Source organism: Kitasatospora sp. NPDC101155 (assembly GCF_044768305.1).
In the GTDB taxonomy this organism is placed as follows: Bacteria; Actinomycetota; Actinomycetes; order Streptomycetales; family Streptomycetaceae; genus Kitasatospora.
In genome coordinates this window covers 125,710-141,899 of record NZ_JBIWPN010000014.1, presented here as the reverse complement: position 1 = coordinate 141,899, position 16,190 = coordinate 125,710, and the positions used below count along the sequence as shown (strand labels likewise).

Below are 16,190 nucleotides of genomic sequence, written 5' to 3'. Positions count from 1 at the left end.
CCGGGGCGAGGGGAGGGGGTCAGCCGATGGTGTACCCGGAGCCGAAGGCGGTGATGCTGAACGGGCCGTCCAGGTCGTAGTTGCCGGTGGCGGCGATCCGGCGCAGGCACTCCACCCGGTCGACCGACTTGCGCCACTCGTCGGCGGTGGAGGAGTTGGCCGGGTTGTTCAGGTCGTCGATCCGGACGTCGAAGAAGGCGTCCAGCCAGGCCCGTTCACCGGCGGCCGAGGGTGTGCCGACCTTGGCGTCGGTGCGGTCGATGAGCGCGGGCAGGGCGTCGTACTCGCTGCCGTTGCCGTGCTGGATGGAGGCGTCGTAGAGCTCGGCGCGGGCCAGGGCGGTGGTCAGGCCGAGCTGGTCGGCCTGACTCATGGCGGGGGTGAAGTAGCGCTGGTCGACCTGGTCGTCCTGTACCTGGCGGAAGGCCGGGTCCTCGGCGGCCTGCTTCCAGGCGGCGATGTAGTCGCCCTCGGGCAGGCCGCCGGTGTCGCCGCTGCCGGCGGCGGCCAGGCGCTCCAGCTCGGGGATGAAGCGGGCCAGCGGGTTGTCGGGGGAGACGGCGGTGTAGGCGCGGACCACCTTGAGGGCGTCACCGTCGTTGGTGGTGAACCCGGCCCGGCCGGCGGTGACGCCACGGCCGTCGTTGATGTTCTCCGCGTAGGCGTACTGGATCGCGGTGGTGCTGTTCTCGAAGACGCTGATCAGCTGGTCGGCGCGGCGGCGCTGGTCGGGGGTGAGCCCGCCGGCGGTCACGCGCTGGGCGGCGGTGGCCTGCCGGCTCGCCGTGGTCTCGGGCGTGGCCTGCGCGGAGGTCGCGGCGCAGGCGGTGCCGGCGGCCAGGGCGGCGACCACGGTGACGGTGGCGGCGAGGCGGTGGGTACGGGAAACGCGCACGGGGATGGCTCCCTTCTCCGGCGGCGCGACCGCCGGAGGCAGTGGTGGGGGTGCGGGGTGCGGGACGTGGGGGTTCGGGGGTGTGACGGGGCCGGCCGTCAGGGCGCGCTGGTGTGGGTCAGGGTCTCCCAGCCGATGAAGTAGTTCGCCCCGAACGGGCTGTGCGTGGCCACGTACTGCTCGGTCTGCGGCATCGGGAGGCCCTCGCGCAGGTGGTACTCGTTGTACGCGAGCTGCACGGCCGGGCCGAGGCCGGTGTTCACCGAGCCGTCGCACAGCCAGTCCGGCGCGCTCGCGCCGTTGTCGTAGGCGGTGTGGAACTCCAGCGCCTTGACCAGTCGTTCGCGTCCCTCGCCCCACAGGTCGAGGCCCTGCAGCCGGGCCGTCTCGGCGGCCTGGGCGGCGGCCTCCAGGCCCCAGCCGGTGTGGCCGAAGTCCCGGCAGGTCTCCTGCGACAGTCCGTCCACGAAGGTCGACTGGCCGTTCCAGTACGTGACCAGCGCCGATTCGCCCTCGATCCCGGCCTTCGGCGGCGGTACCGGTAGCTGGCCGTCCGAGGAGAGGTAGACGTACGCGGGCAGGCGCCCGCGCCACAGCTCGGCGGCCCGGTCGAACAGTGCGCGGTCGTCCAGGAAGACCGCGATGCCCATCAGGGCGTCGGTCTCGATCAGCTCCCAGTTGCCGTTCTTGCGCGGGCTGCCGGGGGTCAGCAGCGGCACGTAGACGGTGCGCAGCATGGTGGCGAAGCGGTCGACCGAGGCCGCCGACCAGCCCGCGCCCGAGTAGCGGATCAGCTCGGCGGCGCGCGCCCAGTTGTTGCCCGACCAGCCGGTCTGCAGCGGGGCGTTGCTGTTGGTGTGCTCCTGGATCACACCGGACCAGGCGTCCATGATCTGGATCGCCTTGTCGGCGTACCGCTGGTCCTTGGTGAGCACCCACTGCAGCGCGTGCGCGTACGCGGCCATCGCGTCGTCGCGCTCGTCGGAGCAGCCGTTGTTGGGGTGGGAGCTGGAGCCGCACTCGACGTCGGCGCGCGGCCGGGGCTGCCAGTCGAGCGAGGCGTACCTGCTCGCTCGCAGATCGGCGAAGGCGGAGGTCCAGGGTTCGGCTCCGGCGTCCAGCTTGCCCTTGACGAAGGCGAGTTGCTCCGCGCCGACCAGCACACCGGGGTGCTGGAAGCCGGCGGCCTGCCGCTTTGCGGCGGTGGCGGCGGCGGTGGCGGCTCCGGCAGGGGTGCGGGCTCCGGCGGGGGTGGCGGCGACGGGCAGGAGGAGGGCGGCGAGCGCGGCCCCGGAGATGAGTGTCCTGGTGGTGCTACGACGCATGGGGAAGTCGTCCTCTCGGTGGGGAGGAGGCCGTGCGGTGGCCACGCGCTTTGAGCTTGTTAGGAAACCTTCCTAACAAGCTGCGCAGGTGGCATTGAACCACCATTCCGTGGACACGCCAAGTCGTCCCGAGCTCCCAACTCCTCTGGAGCGGCGTACGGTTGCCGAGTTTCGCGACGGGCCGCGATCGTTCCGGAGCGAAGCGGGCCGGGCGCGCGCAGTCGATGCGTGGCGGGCCACAGCCGTCCCACCAGTCCCTCGTTTATCGCCCGTTGATCGCCTCCGCCTAGCGTCGGACGCATGGACGACAGGACGGCCGAGTGGCCGGGGGCGGCGCCCGAGGGGCGGATGACGGAGCAGGACGCCGAGCGGTTCCGGCAGTTGCTGGCCGGGCTGGAGAGCTCGCTGGCGGCGGACCGGGAGACGGCGGGGCGTGATGCCTGAGGCCGTCGAGCTGCGGCCGGTGGTGGTGCTGCCGCTCTGGCGAATGGTCGAGCAGCGCGAGGACGCGGACCGGCCCGGGGTGCTGCGGGGGCACCCCGGGCCGGTCCCGTCCGATCGATTGGAGGCTGTGCCGGAAAAGAATTGACGGATTTGTCAGCAGTCGCAACCGCAGTCGCAGCCGTCACAACCGCAGTTGTCGCACCCGCAGTCATTGCAGCAGTCGCACCCGCAATTGCAGCAGTCGCAGCAGTCGCAGTCGCACGAGTCGCAGCAGTCGTGCCGCTCGCAGAAGCCCTTGCGGCGCTCGCGGCTGAACGGGTCGTTGTGCTCGCAGCAGAGCAGCTGGCAGGTGCAGGCCATCAGCGCCCAGACCGCGCACCCGGCGAGCAGGTTGCGCGGGTGCGGCGGCTTGCCGCCGGGCGGGGTGAAGCCGGGGCCCTGCGGCACCCATGGGGGGATCGGTGCCTGGTTCGGGTCCTGGCCGGGGTGCGGCCCGCCCGGGTACCCGGGCGGCACCTGACGCGACGGCGCGTCCTGCGGGTGCTCGCCGGTGGCGCCGTGCTCGCCGTGGGCGCCGCGCCGGCAGCCCGCCCCGTGCGCGGCCGGGCCGAAGACCCGGTCGACCGCGCGCTCGGTCTCGTGCCCGAGCAGGACGTGCACCAGCGCCCGGTCACCCAGCTCGACCTCGCGCAGCGCGAGCCGGATGCCGTGGACGGCGTCGCGGCAGAGCCGCTCGGCCTCGGTGCGGTCGGTGTCGGTGGCGGTCAGGGGGTTCCAGGCGCCCGAGGCGGCGTCGGCGGCCTGGTCCTCGGCGGCGTCGAGGAGGTGGGCGAGCCGGCCGAACAGTCGTCCCGCCTCGGCGAGCGGGGCGGCGTTGCCGGGGCGCCCGGCGATCACGGCGGTGTGCGCGAAGGCGGCCGAGGTGGCGGTCTCGGTGGGCTCGGTGACCAGCAGCACCGAGCCGCCCGGCCGTAGCGAGCGCTCCAACTCGCCCTGCCGGGAGGCGGCGTCGAGCAGCACGGCGGTGTCGAAGCCGACCGTCGAGGCGCTGCCCGCGCTCTGCCGGTCCCAGCGCCGGGTCACCGCCCGGGCCCCGGCGGCCACCGGGCGGCGGGCGAACACGCCGTCCCGGTCCTCGACGTGGTCGCGGATCTTCACCGAGGCGAGCGCGAGCGAGACGGCGGCCGCCAGTCGGGCACCCTCGCCCTTGGCGACGGAGGCGGTCCGCATGCCGCGCAGCGGGCAGGGCCCGGCGGTGCGCCGCCAGGAGGAGTCCTCCCTGGCGGCCTGGGCCTCGACCAGGACGGAGATGATCAGCCCGTCGTAGTTGGTGGCGGTGCGGGCGAGTTGTCCGTGGTCGTCACGCAGGGCGAGGCAGAGCCCGCACAGGTGCGCCATCCAGGAGGTCTGGAGCCGTTCGGACAGCCGGTGCCTGCACGGTCTGATGATGCCGAACACGATCGTGGTCCCCCTTGCCCGATGGGCCGCTGACCGGCCACTTTGTCGGCGGACATCATATGATCATCGGCTCGCCAGGGCCGAGGGGAGGAGGCGAGCTGCCGTCAGACCTTCACCAGGCCCTCGAAAACCGGAGAAGGTGATCTCATATCCGGGATAGCATCGCGAATATGGGAATCGATACGGCCGCCGACGAGCGGCTGGCACAACGGCTCGCCGAGCTGCGGGTCGAACGCGGTTGGACGCTGGAGGAGTTGGCGCGGCAGGCGGACGTCAGCCGGTCCACGCTGTCCCGGGTGGAGCGGGCCGAGGTCAGCCCGACCGCCGCGCTGCTCGGGCGGCTCTGCGCCGTGTACGGGCGGACGATGTCCCGGCTGCTCGCCGAAGTGGAGTCCGAACCGGCCCGGCTGGTGCGCGCCGGGGAGCAGCAGGTCTGGCGCGACGAGGCGACGGGCTTCGTCCGCCGCTCGGTCTCGCCGCCGCACGGCTCGCTGCGCGGGGAGATCATCGAGGGCCGGCTGCCGGTCGGCGCCGACATCGCCTACGACCGCCCCTGTCTGCCCGGGCTGGAGCACCATCTCTGGGTGTTCGAGGGGCAGTTGGAACTGACCCTGGACGGCGAGGCGCAGCCGCTCGGCCCCGGCGACTGCCTGCGCTACGGCTCCGGCACCAGCCGCTTCCGCAGCCTCGGCCCGGGCGAGGCCCGCTACGCGCTCGTGGTGGTCGAACCGTGAGCGCCGGCACCGGGCCGACGGGCGAGGGCCCGACAGCCGACGGCCCGATAGGCGAGGGCCCGGCAGCCAAGCCGCCCAGGGAGCGCTTCGACGCCGCCGGGCGCCGCGTCCTGCTGGTCTGCGTCGCGGGCGGGTTCACCACGCTGCTCGACCAGTCCGTCCTGAACACCTCCATCCCCGCCCTGCGCGAGGCCCTGCACGCCCAGCCCGCCCATCTGCAGTGGATCGTCGCCGGGTACTCGCTCGCCTTCGGCCTCGCGCTGATCCCCGGCGGCCGGCTCGGCGACGTCAAGGGCCGCAAGTGGTTCTTCGTCACCGGACTCGCCCTGTTCACCCTGGTCAGCCTGGTCTCCGCGACCGCCACCGACCCCGGGGTGCTGATCGCCGCCCGGCTGCTCCAGGGGGCGGGCGCCGGGCTGGTCAACTCCCAGATGATCGGCACCCTCCAGGACGTCTTCGACGGCCAGCTGCGCGCCCGGGCCCTCGGCATGTACGCCGTCACCGGCAGCCTCGCCTTCGCCCTCGGCCCGCCGATCGGCGGCATGGTCCTGGCCGCGGCCGGCCCCGAACTCGGCTGGCGGCTGACCTTCCTGCTGAACGTCCCGTTCGGCGTGGCCACCGTCGCCCTGGCCGCGCGCCACCTGCCCAGGCCCCGCCCGGCCGCCCGGCACGCCGACCTCGACCTGGTCGGCCTGCTGCTGGTCGGCGCGCTCACCCTCGCCCTGATGCTGCCCTTCGTCCAGCCACCCGGCTGGACCGGCTGGCTCGGCTTCACGGCCGCCGCCCTGCTGCTGCTCGGCACGCTCGCCCGGTGGCAGCGCCGCTACGCCGGACGGGGCGGGCACCCGCTGATCCACCCGGCGCTCACCCGCTCCGCGCCGTACGCGCTCGGCACGGCCACCGCGATGGCCCAGTTCGGCTCCTCGCTGGCCGCCTCGCTGGTCCTCACCATGTTCCTCCAGGACGGCCTTGGCCTGTCCCCGCTGGGCGCCGCCCTGGTGGCGCTGCCCTCCGCGCTGGCCATGGCCACCGCCTCCGCGCTCGCCTGGCGGGTGGTGCAACGCTTCGGCCGACGCACCATCACCATCGGCATGATCGGCTCCGCCCTGGCCATGCTGGGCAGCGGACTGGTCGCCCACTGGGCCCCGGCCGCCGTACTGCCCTGGCTGCTGGCGATGCTGCAGCTCCTCAGCGGCGCCTCGGTCGGCCTGATGGGCTCCACCAACCAGGCGTTCGTGCTGCGCCACGCGCCCGCCGAGGCGGCCGGGGTGAGCGGGGCGATCCTGCAGATGACCCAGCGGATCGCCGCCGCCGTCGCGGTCTCGGCGCTGTCCGGCGTCTACCTGCGGGCGACCGCCGGGGGCGGCGGCCACCGCTCCGCCTACCTGGCCGCCAGCGTGGTCTGCGCCGCGGTGGCCGGACTCGCCGTGCTGGCCTCGGTGTTCGCCGGCCGGGCGGGCGGGCGGGAGCAGCGCGAGCACGAACCGGTCGCGATGAGCCGAGGGCGAACAGCCGTCCGGTGAGGCTCCGTCGGCACGTACGGTGAAGGGCATGACGAAGGTACGGACGGTTGAACTCCCCGAGGTCGTGCTCGCCTACCGCGAGAGCGGCCGGCCCGACGGCCCGCCGCTGGTGCTGCTGCACGCCCTCGGCGAGCGCGCGGCGGACTGGGACGTCGTCCTGCCCGACCTCGCCCCCGGCCACCACGTCTACGCGCTCGACCTGCGCGGCCACGGTGCAGCGGCCGCACCGCCGGGTACAGCCTGGAGGCGATGCGCGACGACGTCCTGGCCTTCCTCGACGCACTCGGCCTGGGCCGGATCGACCTGGTCGGCCACTCGATGGGCGGCGCGGTCGCCTGCCTGGTCGCCCAGGCGGTGCCCGAGCGGATCGACCGGCTGGTCCTGGAGGAGATCCCCGCGCTCCACCCGCGCCCGGCCAGCGGGCCGGCCGGAGGAACGGAGGAGCCGGCGCACTTCGACTGGGCGATGGTCCGGGCCGTCAAGGCACAGTTCGACACCCCCGATCCGGCCTGGCGGGAGGGGCTGACCCGGATCACCGCCCGCACCCTGGCGGTCGCGGGCGCGGGGGACAGCCACGTCCCGCAGGAGCGGATCGCCGAACTCGCCCGGCTGATCCCGGACTGCCGGCTGGTCACGATCGAGGCCGGGCACCTGGTGCACAGTGCCCGGCCGGGCGAGTTCGTCGCCGCCGTCGCGCCGTTCCTCGCCACCTGAGTCAGACGCCCTGCTCGGCGGGCAGCCGTCCGCTGCGTACCGCCGTGACCAGCTCGGCGTGGTCCGCCTCGGTGCGATCCGCGTACGCGACGGCGAAGGCGGCGACCGCCTCGTCCAGCGCCTCGCTCTTGCCGCAGTACCCGGCCAGCAGGCCCGGGTCGGCGGTGTGGGCGTGCGCCCGGGCGAGCAGCGCGCCGGTGATGCGCGCGTAGTCGTCCAGCTGGGCCGGCAGCAGCGCGGCCGGGTCGACGCTGCCCTTGCGGTTGCGGAACTGCCGGACCTGGTACGGAAGTCCGTCGACGGTCGTCCAGCCGAGCAGGGTGTCGCTGACCACCTGCATGTGCTTCTGGCCGAGCACGACCCGCTTGCCCTCGTGCTCCTGCGGCTGTTCGCGGCGCAGGTACGGCAACAGCGCGGACGGCCTGGCCTCCTTCACCTGCAGCACCAGCGGCTGGTCCCGGTGGTCGGTGAGCAGGACCACGTACGAGCGGGTACCGACGCTGCCGGTGCCCACCACCCGGAACGCCACGTCCTGCACCCGGTGGCGGGACAGCAGGGTCCGCACCTCGGGGGCCACCGTCGCCACGTACGGGCCGAGCGCCTCGGCCACCGCGCGGGCGGTCGCGCCGGTCACCTCGGTGAGCACCGGGGGCGCGGCGGTGAACCGCCAACCGCCGTCCGCCGTACGGGTGGTGCTGCGGGCGGCGAACCGGGCGCTGGTGTTGCCGAGCGCCTTCGCGCCGACCTTCTGCAGCACGTCGGCGAGGTCGTGCGCCTCGGCGAAGGACACCAACTGCTCGTCCGCCACGGCGTTCCAGGCGTCCAGCGCGGGCAGCTTGGCGAGCGTGCGCATGGTCCGGCGGTAGGAGCCCGCCGCGTGCTGGGCGGCTGCCCGGGCGGTGGTCTCGCTCGCCCCGGTCTCCCGGCCGGCCAGCACCAGGCTGGTCGCGAGGCGCTTGAGGTCCCACTCCCAAGGACCGGGCACGGTCTCGTCGAAGTCGTTGATGTCCATCACGAGTTGGCCGCGCGCGTCGCCGTACAGCCCGAAGTTCGCCGCGTGGGCGTCCCCGCACAGCTGCGCGTCCACCCCGGTCGCCGGGGTGCCCGCGAGGTCGGCGGCCATCAGCCCGGCCGACCCGCGCAGGAACGCGAACGGCGTGGCGGCCATCCGGCCCACTCTGATTGGCACCAGCCCCGGGATCCGGCCCGCGTTGGACGCCTCCAGCGCGGCCACGGCGGTCGGCCGGTCGGTGGCGGCCGCGAACTCCGCATGCCGCTCCCGGGGGACCCGCTGCCGCAGTGCCTTCCCGCGCTCCCGTGCCCGCTGGGCCCGGCCGTCCGGCCCGGCCGCGAACCCGTCCACCGCGAACTGCCGTCGCGCCTTGGTGTCTTCGCCGTCTGTCACTGCTCCCCGCCCGTACGTTCCGTTCGACTCGTGCCCGTGACCTGCACGGATCAGCCCATCGGGGGAGTGACGTCCGGCGCGGCGCGGTGGTTCCTGAACGATGCTTCCTGATGGGCGCTTCCTGAACGGTGCTTGCTGAACTGCGCTTCCGGAACGGTGCTTCCGGAGCGGGGGCGCGCGGCCCGGAGGGACCCGGGGCGTAGCGTAGGGCGGGTGGATGATCTTCGGAGGGGATTGGCCCGACGCGTTCCGGCCGCGGCGGCCGCCGCGCTGACAGTGGCCGCGGGCCTGGGCGCGCGCGCCGAGCTGGACGGCGACATCGCCAAGTACGCCGGTGACGCGCTCTACACGGTGCTGGTGTACGTCCTGGTGGTGCTGGTCGCGCCGAGCGTACGCCCGGTGCGGGCGGCGGTGCTGGCGGCAGCGGTGAGCTGGGCGGTGGAGCTGTTCCAGGCCACCGGGCTGCCGGACGCCTGGGGCCGGCGCAGCGCGCTGGTCCACCTGGTGCTAGGGTCGACGTTCAATCCGCCGGACCTCGCCTGGTACCTGGTCGGCGCGGCCGGCGCCGCCCTGCTGCACCGGGTGCTGCGGGCCGGTCGCGCCACGGCACCCGGTGTGCGGAGTTGACGATCCGTCAGAGCGGCAGCAGCTCCGGCCGCTTGGGCTCGACGTGGTCGCCCGAGGACTCGCCGCGCAGTCGGCGTCCGACCCACGGGAGCAGGTACTCGCGGGCCCACTGGATGTCCGCCCGCCGCTGGTCGGCCGGGGACAGGACCGGCGCGGCCGGCCACGGGTCCTCCGGGGCCTGCGCGGTGGCCAGGCCCAGCGAGCGGGCGGCCAGCAGGGCGACCCGCTGGTGGCCCTCGGGGGAGAGGTGCAGCCGGTCCTCGCTCCAGGCGCGGCGGTCCTGCACGGCGCGCAGGGACCACAGGTCGGCCACCTTGCAGCCGTGGCGGTCGGCGACCGCCCGCATGTGCCCGTTGTAGGTGGCGATCTTGCCGCGCAGGTGCTTGAGCAGCGGCACGTCCTTGGTGTCGAAGCCGGTGCAGATCAGCACCGTCCCGGCGGACTCGGCGAGTTGGGCGACGGCGGCCTCGAAGCGCTCGGCCACCTCGTCCGGGTCGCTGCCGGGCCGCAGGATGTCGTTGCCACCGGCGCAGAAGGTGACCAGGTCGGGCTGGAGCCGGCGGACCTGCGGCACCTGCTCGGCCGCGATCTGGTCCAGCAGCCGCCCGCGCACCGCCAGGTTCGCGTAGCGGAACCCGCCCGGCGGTCGCCCGTCGGCGAGCATCCCGGCCAGGCGATCCGCCCAGCCGGTGAAGGCGCCGCCCGCACCGGGGTCGTTCAGACCCTCGGTGAAGCTGTCCCCGAGGGCGACATACGAACTGAGGTCAAGGGTCTCCTGGAGGTTCGGCATGAAAGAGATAGTTCACCGAATCAAGTGACCTACGCCACCGTAGGTGACCGTGTGGGCACGTGAGATGGGCCACGTAGCGTCAGGGCCCACCCGCGCCCCCGCAGAGCGTCGCAGTCTGAAAACCACAAGATCCTTGCCCCCTTTCCGTTTTGGGGCGAACGGACGATCCTCAAGGTGTGCGGCCGCCCCGGCCGCCGTCCGTCCAGGGGGAAGCCTGCCGTGAATCGCTCCGAGAACCCGACCGCCGACGAAGACCCGACCGCCGACGAAGACCCGACCGCCGACCAGAACTGGACCATCGACGACCGCTGCACCAACTGCGACGTCGCCCGGCAGCTCGCGCCCGACCTGATCGTCGAGCGCGACCGCAGGTCCGAACTGATCCGCCAGCCGCGCGACGAGGCCGAGCGGCAGCAGCTGCTCGCCGCCGCCCACGCCTGCCCGACCCGCTCGATCCGGCAGGGCAACGGCCGGCTCGACCCGGCCACCGACCCGTTCCCGCTCACCCTGGACGACGGGGTGCTGCTGCTCGGCCACAACTCCCGGCGCAACGCGGGCGCCAACTCCTACCTCTGCCGTCGTCCCGGCGGCTGGGTGATGATCGACACGCCCCGCTTCAGCGAGGGCCTCGCCGCCCGCTACGAGGCGCTCGGCCCGGTCACCGACATCCTGCTCACCCACCGCGACCACGCCGTGCACGGACGTGCGTACGCCGACCGGCTGGGCGCCCGGCTCTGGATCCACGAGGGCGACCTCGAGTACGCGCCCGACGCCGACCAGGTGCTGCGCGGCATCGAGCCGGTGGAGATCTCCCCGGGCCTGGTCGCCCACCCCTTCCCCGGCCACACCCTCGGCAGCGTGCTGTACGTCGCCGACGAGCACTACTGCTTCAGCGGCGACAGCCTGTACTGGTCCCGCACCAACCAGGACATCGAGGTGCAGGAGGCGGTGACCTGGTACTCGATCGAGGAGCAGTCCGCCTCGCTGGACCGCAGCCTGGGCGCGCTGCGCTTCGAGTGGCTGCTGCCCGGCCACGGCGACAAGCGCCGGATGCCCGCCGAGGAGGCCGACCGCCGCCTGCGCGCCCTCGCCGTGCGCGCCCGGGCGCTGCGCACCGCGCCGGTGGACTTCGCCGCGGTGCGCTGGTAGCCGCCGGACACCAGGGCCCGTGCGCCGGGGCTCGCGCCGGGTGCGCGGGGGGTTGCGCCCGGCGGGGGCGCCCGCGCGGGTGTGCGAACGGGAGCGGCGGGGCAGCCGCCTCTGGAACGAGGTGTACCACCGACTTCCCGAGATCCGAGGACGGTTGAGCCATGCCCACGCAGACCCCGGCACGCACGGCGCGGCCGCGCCGCTACCTGATGTGCCGGCCGACGTACTTCACGGTGGACTACGCGATCAACCCGTGGATGGACCCGACGCAACCCACCGACACCGCGCTGGCCGTCCGCCAGTGGGAGCGGCTCTGCCGGGCGTACCGCCGCCTGGGCCACACCGTCGAGCTGATCGACCCGGTGCCCGGGCTGCCCGACATGGTGTACGCCGCGAACGGCGCCACCGTGCTGGACGGCCGGGCCCTGGTGGCGACATTCCGCTACCCGGAGCGGGCCGCCGAGTCCGGGGCCTACCAGGCCTGGTTCCGCTCGCACGGCTACCGTGCGGTGCGGCGCGCCGAGCACGTCAACGAGGGCGAGGGCGACCACCTGGTGGTCGGCCGCCGGGTGCTCGCCGGGACGGGCTTCCGCACCTCGCGGGCCGCGCACGCCGAGGCGGAGGAGCTGTTCGGCGTGCCGGTGGTCAGCCTCACCCTGGTCGACCCGCGCTTCTACCACCTGGACACCGCGCTGGCCGTCCTCGCCGACGACCACGTCATGTACTACCCGGAGGCCTTCGACGCCCGCAGCCGCTCGGTGCTGCGCTCGCTCTACCCGGACGCGATCCTCGCCGACCGGGCCGACGCCGAGGTGTTCGGGCTGAACGCGGTGTCGGACGGCCTCCGGGTGCTGCTGCCGGAGGCCGCCAAGAACCTGGCGGGCCGGCTCACCGAGCACGGCTACGAGCCGATCCCGGTGGACGTCTCGGAGCTGCTCAAGGGCGGCGGCGGGGCGAAGTGCTGCACCCTGGAGCTCAGGCCCCAGTGACGTCCGGCGACATGAGCAGCACCTCCAGGGTGCGCGGCCCGTGCACCCCCTCGACCCGGTCCAGCTCGATGTCGCTGGTCGCCGAGGGCCCGGAGATCCAGCTCTGCGGGCGTGCCGGGTCGAGCCGGGGCAGCGCGAGCGGCACCGAGGCGACGACCTGCTCGGGCACCCGGACCACGCAGATGTGGTGGTCCGGGACGAGCGAGAGCAGCCGCCGGCCCTGACCGGGGCCGGCGTCCAGCACGATCGTCCCGGTCTCGGCGATCGCCAGCGCGCAGCCGGTGACCACGCTGTCCACGGCGTCCAGCCGGGCGGCGGTGAGGTCGCCGCCGTCCGGGAGCAGCTCGACGTCACCGGCCGCGGAGAGCCACGAGGCCGGCAGGCCGTCCGGTACGGCGACCGTGCGGCTGCCGCGCTCGGCGAGCAACTCGGCGACACGGTCGGGAAGTTCGGCGGCGGAGCAGCGGTGCACCAGCGCCCGGTAGTCGGCCAGGTTGCGGTGCAGCAGGTCGACCAGCGCCGCCGGATCGTCCGGCGCCACGTGCGTGCTCCGGTACCCGCGCGGCAGCGGCTGTTCGGCCACCTCGGCGGCGTCCCCGAGCGCGGCCCGGATCCGTCCGAGGATCAACTCCCTTGAGGTCACTCCCGGTTCCTCCTCCACCAGTCGCGGAACGGTTCGGCCGGCACCTGGGGCAGGTCCCGGGTGTCGGTCCAGGCCCGCCCCGGACCGGGCAGCCGGCGCGGGTGCAGCGCCCGGGTGCGCCCGGCCAGCCGTTCGGCGGCCGCCAGCGCCGCCGGGTGGTCCAGCACGTATCCGGCGGCCGCCATCGCCGCCCGCTCCAGCGGGTGCCCGCCCTGTTCGGCGACCCGCTCGCGCAGGTGCACCAGCACCTCGGGGATGTCGATCGCCACTGGGCACACCTCGTAGCAGGCCCCGCAGAGCGAGGAGGCGTACGGCAGCGAGGCGTCCACCGGGCTGGCGGTGCCGCGCAGTTGGGGCGTCAGGATGGCGCCGATCGGGCCCGGGTAGACCGAGCCGTAGGCGTGCCCGCCGGCCCGCTCGTACACCGGGCAGACGTTGAGGCAGGCCGAGCAGCGGATGCAGCGCAGCGCCTGGCGGCCGACCTGGTCGGCCAGCGCGGCGGTGCGCCCGTTGTCCAGCAGCACCAGGTGGAACTCGGAGGGTCCGTCGCCCTCGGTCGTCCCGGTCCAGAGCGAGGAGTACGGGTTCATCCGCTCGGCGGTGGAGGAGCGGGGGAGCAGTTGGAGGAAGACCTCCAGGTCCCGCCAGCTCGGCACGACCTTCTCGATGCCGACCACGGAGATCAGGGTGCGGGGGAGGGTGAGGCACATCCGGCCGTTGCCCTCGGACTCGACCACCACCAGGGTGCCGGTCTCGGCGACCATGAAGTTGGCGCCGGAGATCGCCACTCGGGCCCGAAGGAACTTCTCCCGCAGGTGCAGCCGGGCGGCCTCGGCGAGTTCGGCGGGGCGGTCGGTCAGCCCCTCGGGCGCGGGGCGGCCCCAGGCGGCCATCCGCTCGGCGAAGATCTCCCGGATCTCGGCCCGGTTGCGGTGGATCGCCGGGACCAGGATGTGCGAGGGCCGGTCCTCACCCAACTGCACGATCAGCTCGGCGAGATCGGTCTCGTAGGCGGCGATCCCCTCGGCGGCCAGCGCCTCGTTGAGCCCGATCTCCTGGGTGGCCATCGACTTGACCTTGACCACCTCGGTCTCGCCCTTGGCCTTGACCAGGTCGGCGACGATCCGGTTGGCCTCCTCGGCGTCCGCGGCCCAGTGCACGGTGCCGCCCGCCGCCGTGACGGACTCCTCCAACTGCACCAGGTAGTGGTCGAGATGGCGCAGCGTGTGGTCCTTGATGGCCTTCCCGGCGGCGCGCAGCTCGGCCCAGTCGTCGAGTTCGGCGACGGCCCGGGCGCGCTTGTCGCGGATGGTGTGGGTGGCGTGCCGCAGGTTGGCGCGCAGTTGCCCGTCCCGTACCGCCCGGGCGGCGGCCTGAGGGAAGGCGGGCATGCCCACGAAAGTGCCGCTCACGAAGGCCTCCAGGGGTGCTCCTCGGTGCTGGCCAGGATCTCCGCGAGGTGCAGCGGCCGCAACGGCTCGCCCCGGCGGCGCAGGGTGCCGTCGAGGTGCAGCAGGCAGGAGTTGTCGGCGCCGCACAGCACTTGGGCGCCGGTGCCGAGGGCGTTGGCGAGTTTGTCCTCGGCCATCGCGGCCGACACCGCCGCGTTCTTCACCGCGAAGGTCCCGCCGAAGCCGCAGCACTCCTCCGCGCCGGGCAGCTCCACCAGCTCCAGGCCCTTGACGGCACGCAGCAGTCGCAGCGGCCGCTCGCCCAGGCCGAGCATCCGCAGGCCGTGGCAGGAGGGGTGGTAGGTGACGGTGTACGGGAAGTGGGCGCCGACGTCCTCGACGCCCAGCACGTCGGTGAGGAACTCGGTGAGCTCGACCACCCGGGGTGCCAGGTCGACGGCGGCGTCGGTGAGTTCGCCGCCCCGGCCCTCGGCGGCGGCTCGGGCGCCGATCCGCGGGTAGTTGTCCCGGACCATCGCCACGCAGGAGCCCGAGGGCGTCACCACGTGGTCGTACCCGGCGAAGGCCCGGGCCGTGCGTCGCACCAGCGGTTCGCAGGCCCGGCGGTAGCCGGTGTTGTACTGCGGCTGCCCGCAGCAGGTCTGCCCGGCGGGGAAGTCCACCGTCACCCCGAGCCGCTCCAGCAGCCGGACGGTGGCGACCGCCGTGGCGGGGAACAGCGCGTCGTTGACGCAGGTGGCGAACAGCGCGACCCGCAACCCGGACTCCTTCGGTCGAAGCGGCACCGGTCCGCCCGTGATCGTATCGGGCGGACCGGCACTGACGAAGGATCTGACGCAGGATCTCAGGCACCGAGCCAGAGGTCCGGTCCGAACACCTCGTAGTGGATGTCCGCCGCCGGGACGCCCGCCGCGAGCAGCTGGCCGCGGACGGCGCGCAGGAAGGGCAGCGGGCCGCACAGGTAGGCGGTGGTGCCGGCCGGGATCTCGACGGTGGCGAGGTCGACCAGCCCGGTGCGCTCGGTGGGCCACTCGCCGAGCGGCCGCTCGTAGAAGACGTGGGCGGTGGCGCCCGGCAGCTTGGCGGTCAGTTGCTCCAGGTCGGCGCGGAAGGCGTGGCTGAGCTGGTCGCGGTCGCCGTGCACCGAGATGACCCGCCGGCTGGAGCCGGTCGCGGCGAGGTGGTCGAGCATCGCGGTCATCGGGGTGTTGCCGATGCCGGCGGAGGCGAGCAGCACCGGGCCGTCGCCGTCGGCCAGGAAGATGTCGCCCATCGGGGGCGCCAGCTCGACGGTGTCGCCGGTCTTCAGGTGGTCGTGCAGGTGGCCGGAGACCTCGCCGCCGTCCTCGCGCTTGACGCTGAAGCGCAGCGCGCCGTCGGCGCCGCCGGACAGGCTGTACTGGCGGATCTGGTGGGCGCCGTCGGGCAGTTCGGTGCGGACCGAGACGTACTGGCCGGGGCGGGAGGCCGGGACGGGGCGGCCGTCGGCGGGGCGGACCAGGTAGCTGGTGACGGTCGCGGTCTCCTGGTACCGGGTGATCACGGTGTACGGGCGCCACAGGTCGGCCGGGTCGCCGCCCGCGGCGGCCTCGTCGCGCAGCCGGTCCTCGACGGCCATCAGCGCGTTGGCCATCAGCCAGTAGACCTCGTCCCAGGCGGCGGCGACCTCGGGGGTGACGGCCGCGCCGAGTACCTCGACGATCGCGGCGAACAGGTGCTCGTGGACGACCTTGTACTGCTCGTTGTCGATGCCGACCGAGACGTGCTTGTGCGCGATCCGCGCGAGCATCGCGTCCGGCCGCTGGTCGGGGTTGGCGATCAGGGCGGAGGCGAAGGCGGCTATCGAGCCCGCCAGGGCCTGGCGCTGGGTGCCGTTGGCCTGGTTGCCGCGGTTGAACAGGTCGCGCAGCAGCTCCGGGTGTGCGGCGAACAGCCGGTCGTAGAAGCGCGGGGTGATGTCACCGATCGCGGCGCCCACGACGGGCAGGGTGGCCTCGACGACCTCGGCGGACTTCGGGGACAGCATCAGAGGAGCTCCTAACTGGTATCTCAGATTCGCATTAAAGGCTGTGGGTGCTGACC

Annotated in this window: 16 protein-coding genes and 1 pseudogene; 8 read left to right on the top strand and 9 right to left on the bottom strand. The window is 73.9% G+C overall.

The window, feature by feature from the left end; all coding sequences use genetic code 11:
• Nucleotides 1-19: 19 nt before the first annotated feature.
• Together ACIRYZ_RS22530 and ACIRYZ_RS22525 are read right to left on the bottom strand one after the other, a co-directional pair.
• Nucleotides 20-895, bottom strand: a complete 876-nt coding sequence (locus ACIRYZ_RS22530) for a chitosanase (RefSeq protein ID WP_402946699.1) — start codon at nucleotides 893-895, stop codon at nucleotides 20-22.
• Between the two features lie 98 nt (nucleotides 896-993).
• Nucleotides 994-2,220, bottom strand: a complete 1,227-nt coding sequence (locus ACIRYZ_RS22525) for an alginate lyase family protein (RefSeq protein ID WP_402946697.1) — start codon at nucleotides 2,218-2,220, stop codon at nucleotides 994-996.
• A 300-nt stretch (nucleotides 2,221-2,520) separates the two neighbouring features.
• Here ACIRYZ_RS22525 and ACIRYZ_RS22520 point away from each other — a divergent pair, with 300 nt between their 5' ends.
• Nucleotides 2,521-2,664, top strand: a complete 144-nt coding sequence (locus tag ACIRYZ_RS22520) for a hypothetical protein (protein ID WP_393036491.1) — start codon at nucleotides 2,521-2,523, stop codon at nucleotides 2,662-2,664.
• Nucleotides 2,657-2,809, top strand: a complete 153-nt coding sequence (locus tag ACIRYZ_RS22515) for a hypothetical protein (protein ID WP_402946695.1) — start codon at nucleotides 2,657-2,659, stop codon at nucleotides 2,807-2,809. The genes ACIRYZ_RS22520 and ACIRYZ_RS22515 overlap by 8 nt, the downstream gene beginning before the upstream one ends.
• 8 nt (nucleotides 2,810-2,817) lie before the next feature.
• On the opposite strand, the gene ACIRYZ_RS22510 is transcribed toward ACIRYZ_RS22515, so the two are convergent.
• Nucleotides 2,818-4,122 (bottom strand): DUF5685 family protein, encoded by a 1,305-nt coding sequence (locus tag ACIRYZ_RS22510; protein ID WP_402946693.1) that lies wholly within the window; start codon nucleotides 4,120-4,122, stop codon nucleotides 2,818-2,820.
• 170 nt (nucleotides 4,123-4,292) lie between these two features.
• Here ACIRYZ_RS22510 and ACIRYZ_RS22505 point away from each other — a divergent pair, with 170 nt between their 5' ends.
• The 3 genes and pseudogenes from ACIRYZ_RS22505 (at nucleotide 4,293) to ACIRYZ_RS22495 (ending at nucleotide 7,093) form a co-directional block, all read left to right on the top strand.
• Entirely contained in the window at nucleotides 4,293-4,856 is a 564-nt protein-coding gene (locus tag ACIRYZ_RS22505; protein ID WP_402946692.1) for a helix-turn-helix domain-containing protein, read from the top strand.
• Nucleotides 4,853-6,379 (top strand): MFS transporter, encoded by a 1,527-nt coding sequence (locus tag ACIRYZ_RS22500; RefSeq protein ID WP_402946690.1) that lies wholly within the window; start codon nucleotides 4,853-4,855, stop codon nucleotides 6,377-6,379. Before ACIRYZ_RS22505 ends, ACIRYZ_RS22500 begins: the two co-directional genes overlap by 4 nt.
• Nucleotides 6,380-6,407: 28 nt before the next feature.
• Nucleotides 6,408-7,093: pseudogene (locus ACIRYZ_RS22495) on the top strand (alpha/beta fold hydrolase).
• 1 nt (nucleotide 7,094) lies between these two features.
• On the opposite strand, the gene ACIRYZ_RS22490 reads toward ACIRYZ_RS22495, so the two are convergent.
• Nucleotides 7,095-8,498 (bottom strand): DUF2252 domain-containing protein, encoded by a 1,404-nt coding sequence (locus ACIRYZ_RS22490; protein ID WP_402946688.1) that lies wholly within the window; start codon nucleotides 8,496-8,498, stop codon nucleotides 7,095-7,097.
• A 213-nt stretch (nucleotides 8,499-8,711) separates the two neighbouring features.
• On the opposite strand from ACIRYZ_RS22490, the gene ACIRYZ_RS22485 reads away from it, so the two are divergent.
• Nucleotides 8,712-9,125, top strand: coding sequence for a DUF2809 domain-containing protein (locus tag ACIRYZ_RS22485; protein WP_402946686.1), 414 nt, complete (start codon nucleotides 8,712-8,714; stop codon nucleotides 9,123-9,125).
• A 7-nt stretch (nucleotides 9,126-9,132) separates the two neighbouring features.
• Here the strand turns inward: ACIRYZ_RS22485 and ACIRYZ_RS22480 are convergent, their stop codons facing one another.
• Nucleotides 9,133-9,915, bottom strand: a complete 783-nt coding sequence (locus ACIRYZ_RS22480) for an SGNH/GDSL hydrolase family protein (RefSeq protein ID WP_402946684.1) — start codon at nucleotides 9,913-9,915, stop codon at nucleotides 9,133-9,135.
• A gap of 297 nt (nucleotides 9,916-10,212) precedes the next feature.
• Here ACIRYZ_RS22480 and ACIRYZ_RS22475 point away from each other — a divergent pair, with 297 nt between their 5' ends.
• Both ACIRYZ_RS22475 and ddaH read left to right on the top strand, forming a co-directional pair.
• Entirely contained in the window at nucleotides 10,213-11,064 is an 852-nt protein-coding gene (locus ACIRYZ_RS22475) for a 4Fe-4S domain-containing protein (protein WP_402946935.1), read from the top strand.
• Between the two features lie 161 nt (nucleotides 11,065-11,225).
• Nucleotides 11,226-12,053, top strand: a complete 828-nt coding sequence (gene ddaH, locus ACIRYZ_RS22470) for a dimethylargininase (protein ID WP_402946682.1) — start codon at nucleotides 11,226-11,228, stop codon at nucleotides 12,051-12,053.
• On the opposite strand, the gene ACIRYZ_RS22465 is transcribed toward ddaH, so the two are convergent.
• The 4 genes from ACIRYZ_RS22465 to ACIRYZ_RS22450 all read right to left on the bottom strand — a co-directional run bounded on the left by ACIRYZ_RS22465 (nucleotide 12,040) and on the right by ACIRYZ_RS22450 (nucleotide 16,134).
• Nucleotides 12,040-12,696 (bottom strand): lactate utilization protein C, encoded by a 657-nt coding sequence (locus ACIRYZ_RS22465; RefSeq protein WP_402946680.1) that lies wholly within the window; start codon nucleotides 12,694-12,696, stop codon nucleotides 12,040-12,042. The genes ddaH and ACIRYZ_RS22465 overlap by 14 nt on opposite strands.
• A complete protein-coding gene (locus ACIRYZ_RS22460) occupies nucleotides 12,693-14,108 on the bottom strand; it encodes a LutB/LldF family L-lactate oxidation iron-sulfur protein (protein WP_402946678.1) in 1,416 nt (471 codons plus the stop codon). Before ACIRYZ_RS22460 ends, ACIRYZ_RS22465 begins: the two co-directional genes overlap by 4 nt.
• Nucleotides 14,105-14,866, bottom strand: a complete 762-nt coding sequence (locus ACIRYZ_RS22455) for a (Fe-S)-binding protein (RefSeq protein ID WP_402946933.1) — start codon at nucleotides 14,864-14,866, stop codon at nucleotides 14,105-14,107. Before ACIRYZ_RS22455 ends, ACIRYZ_RS22460 begins: the two co-directional genes overlap by 4 nt.
• 86 nt (nucleotides 14,867-14,952) lie before the next feature.
• Complete coding sequence (locus tag ACIRYZ_RS22450) at nucleotides 14,953-16,134, bottom strand: globin domain-containing protein (RefSeq protein WP_402946676.1); 1,182 nt, start codon at nucleotides 16,132-16,134, stop codon at nucleotides 14,953-14,955.
• Between the last annotated feature and the right edge of the window lie 56 nt (nucleotides 16,135-16,190).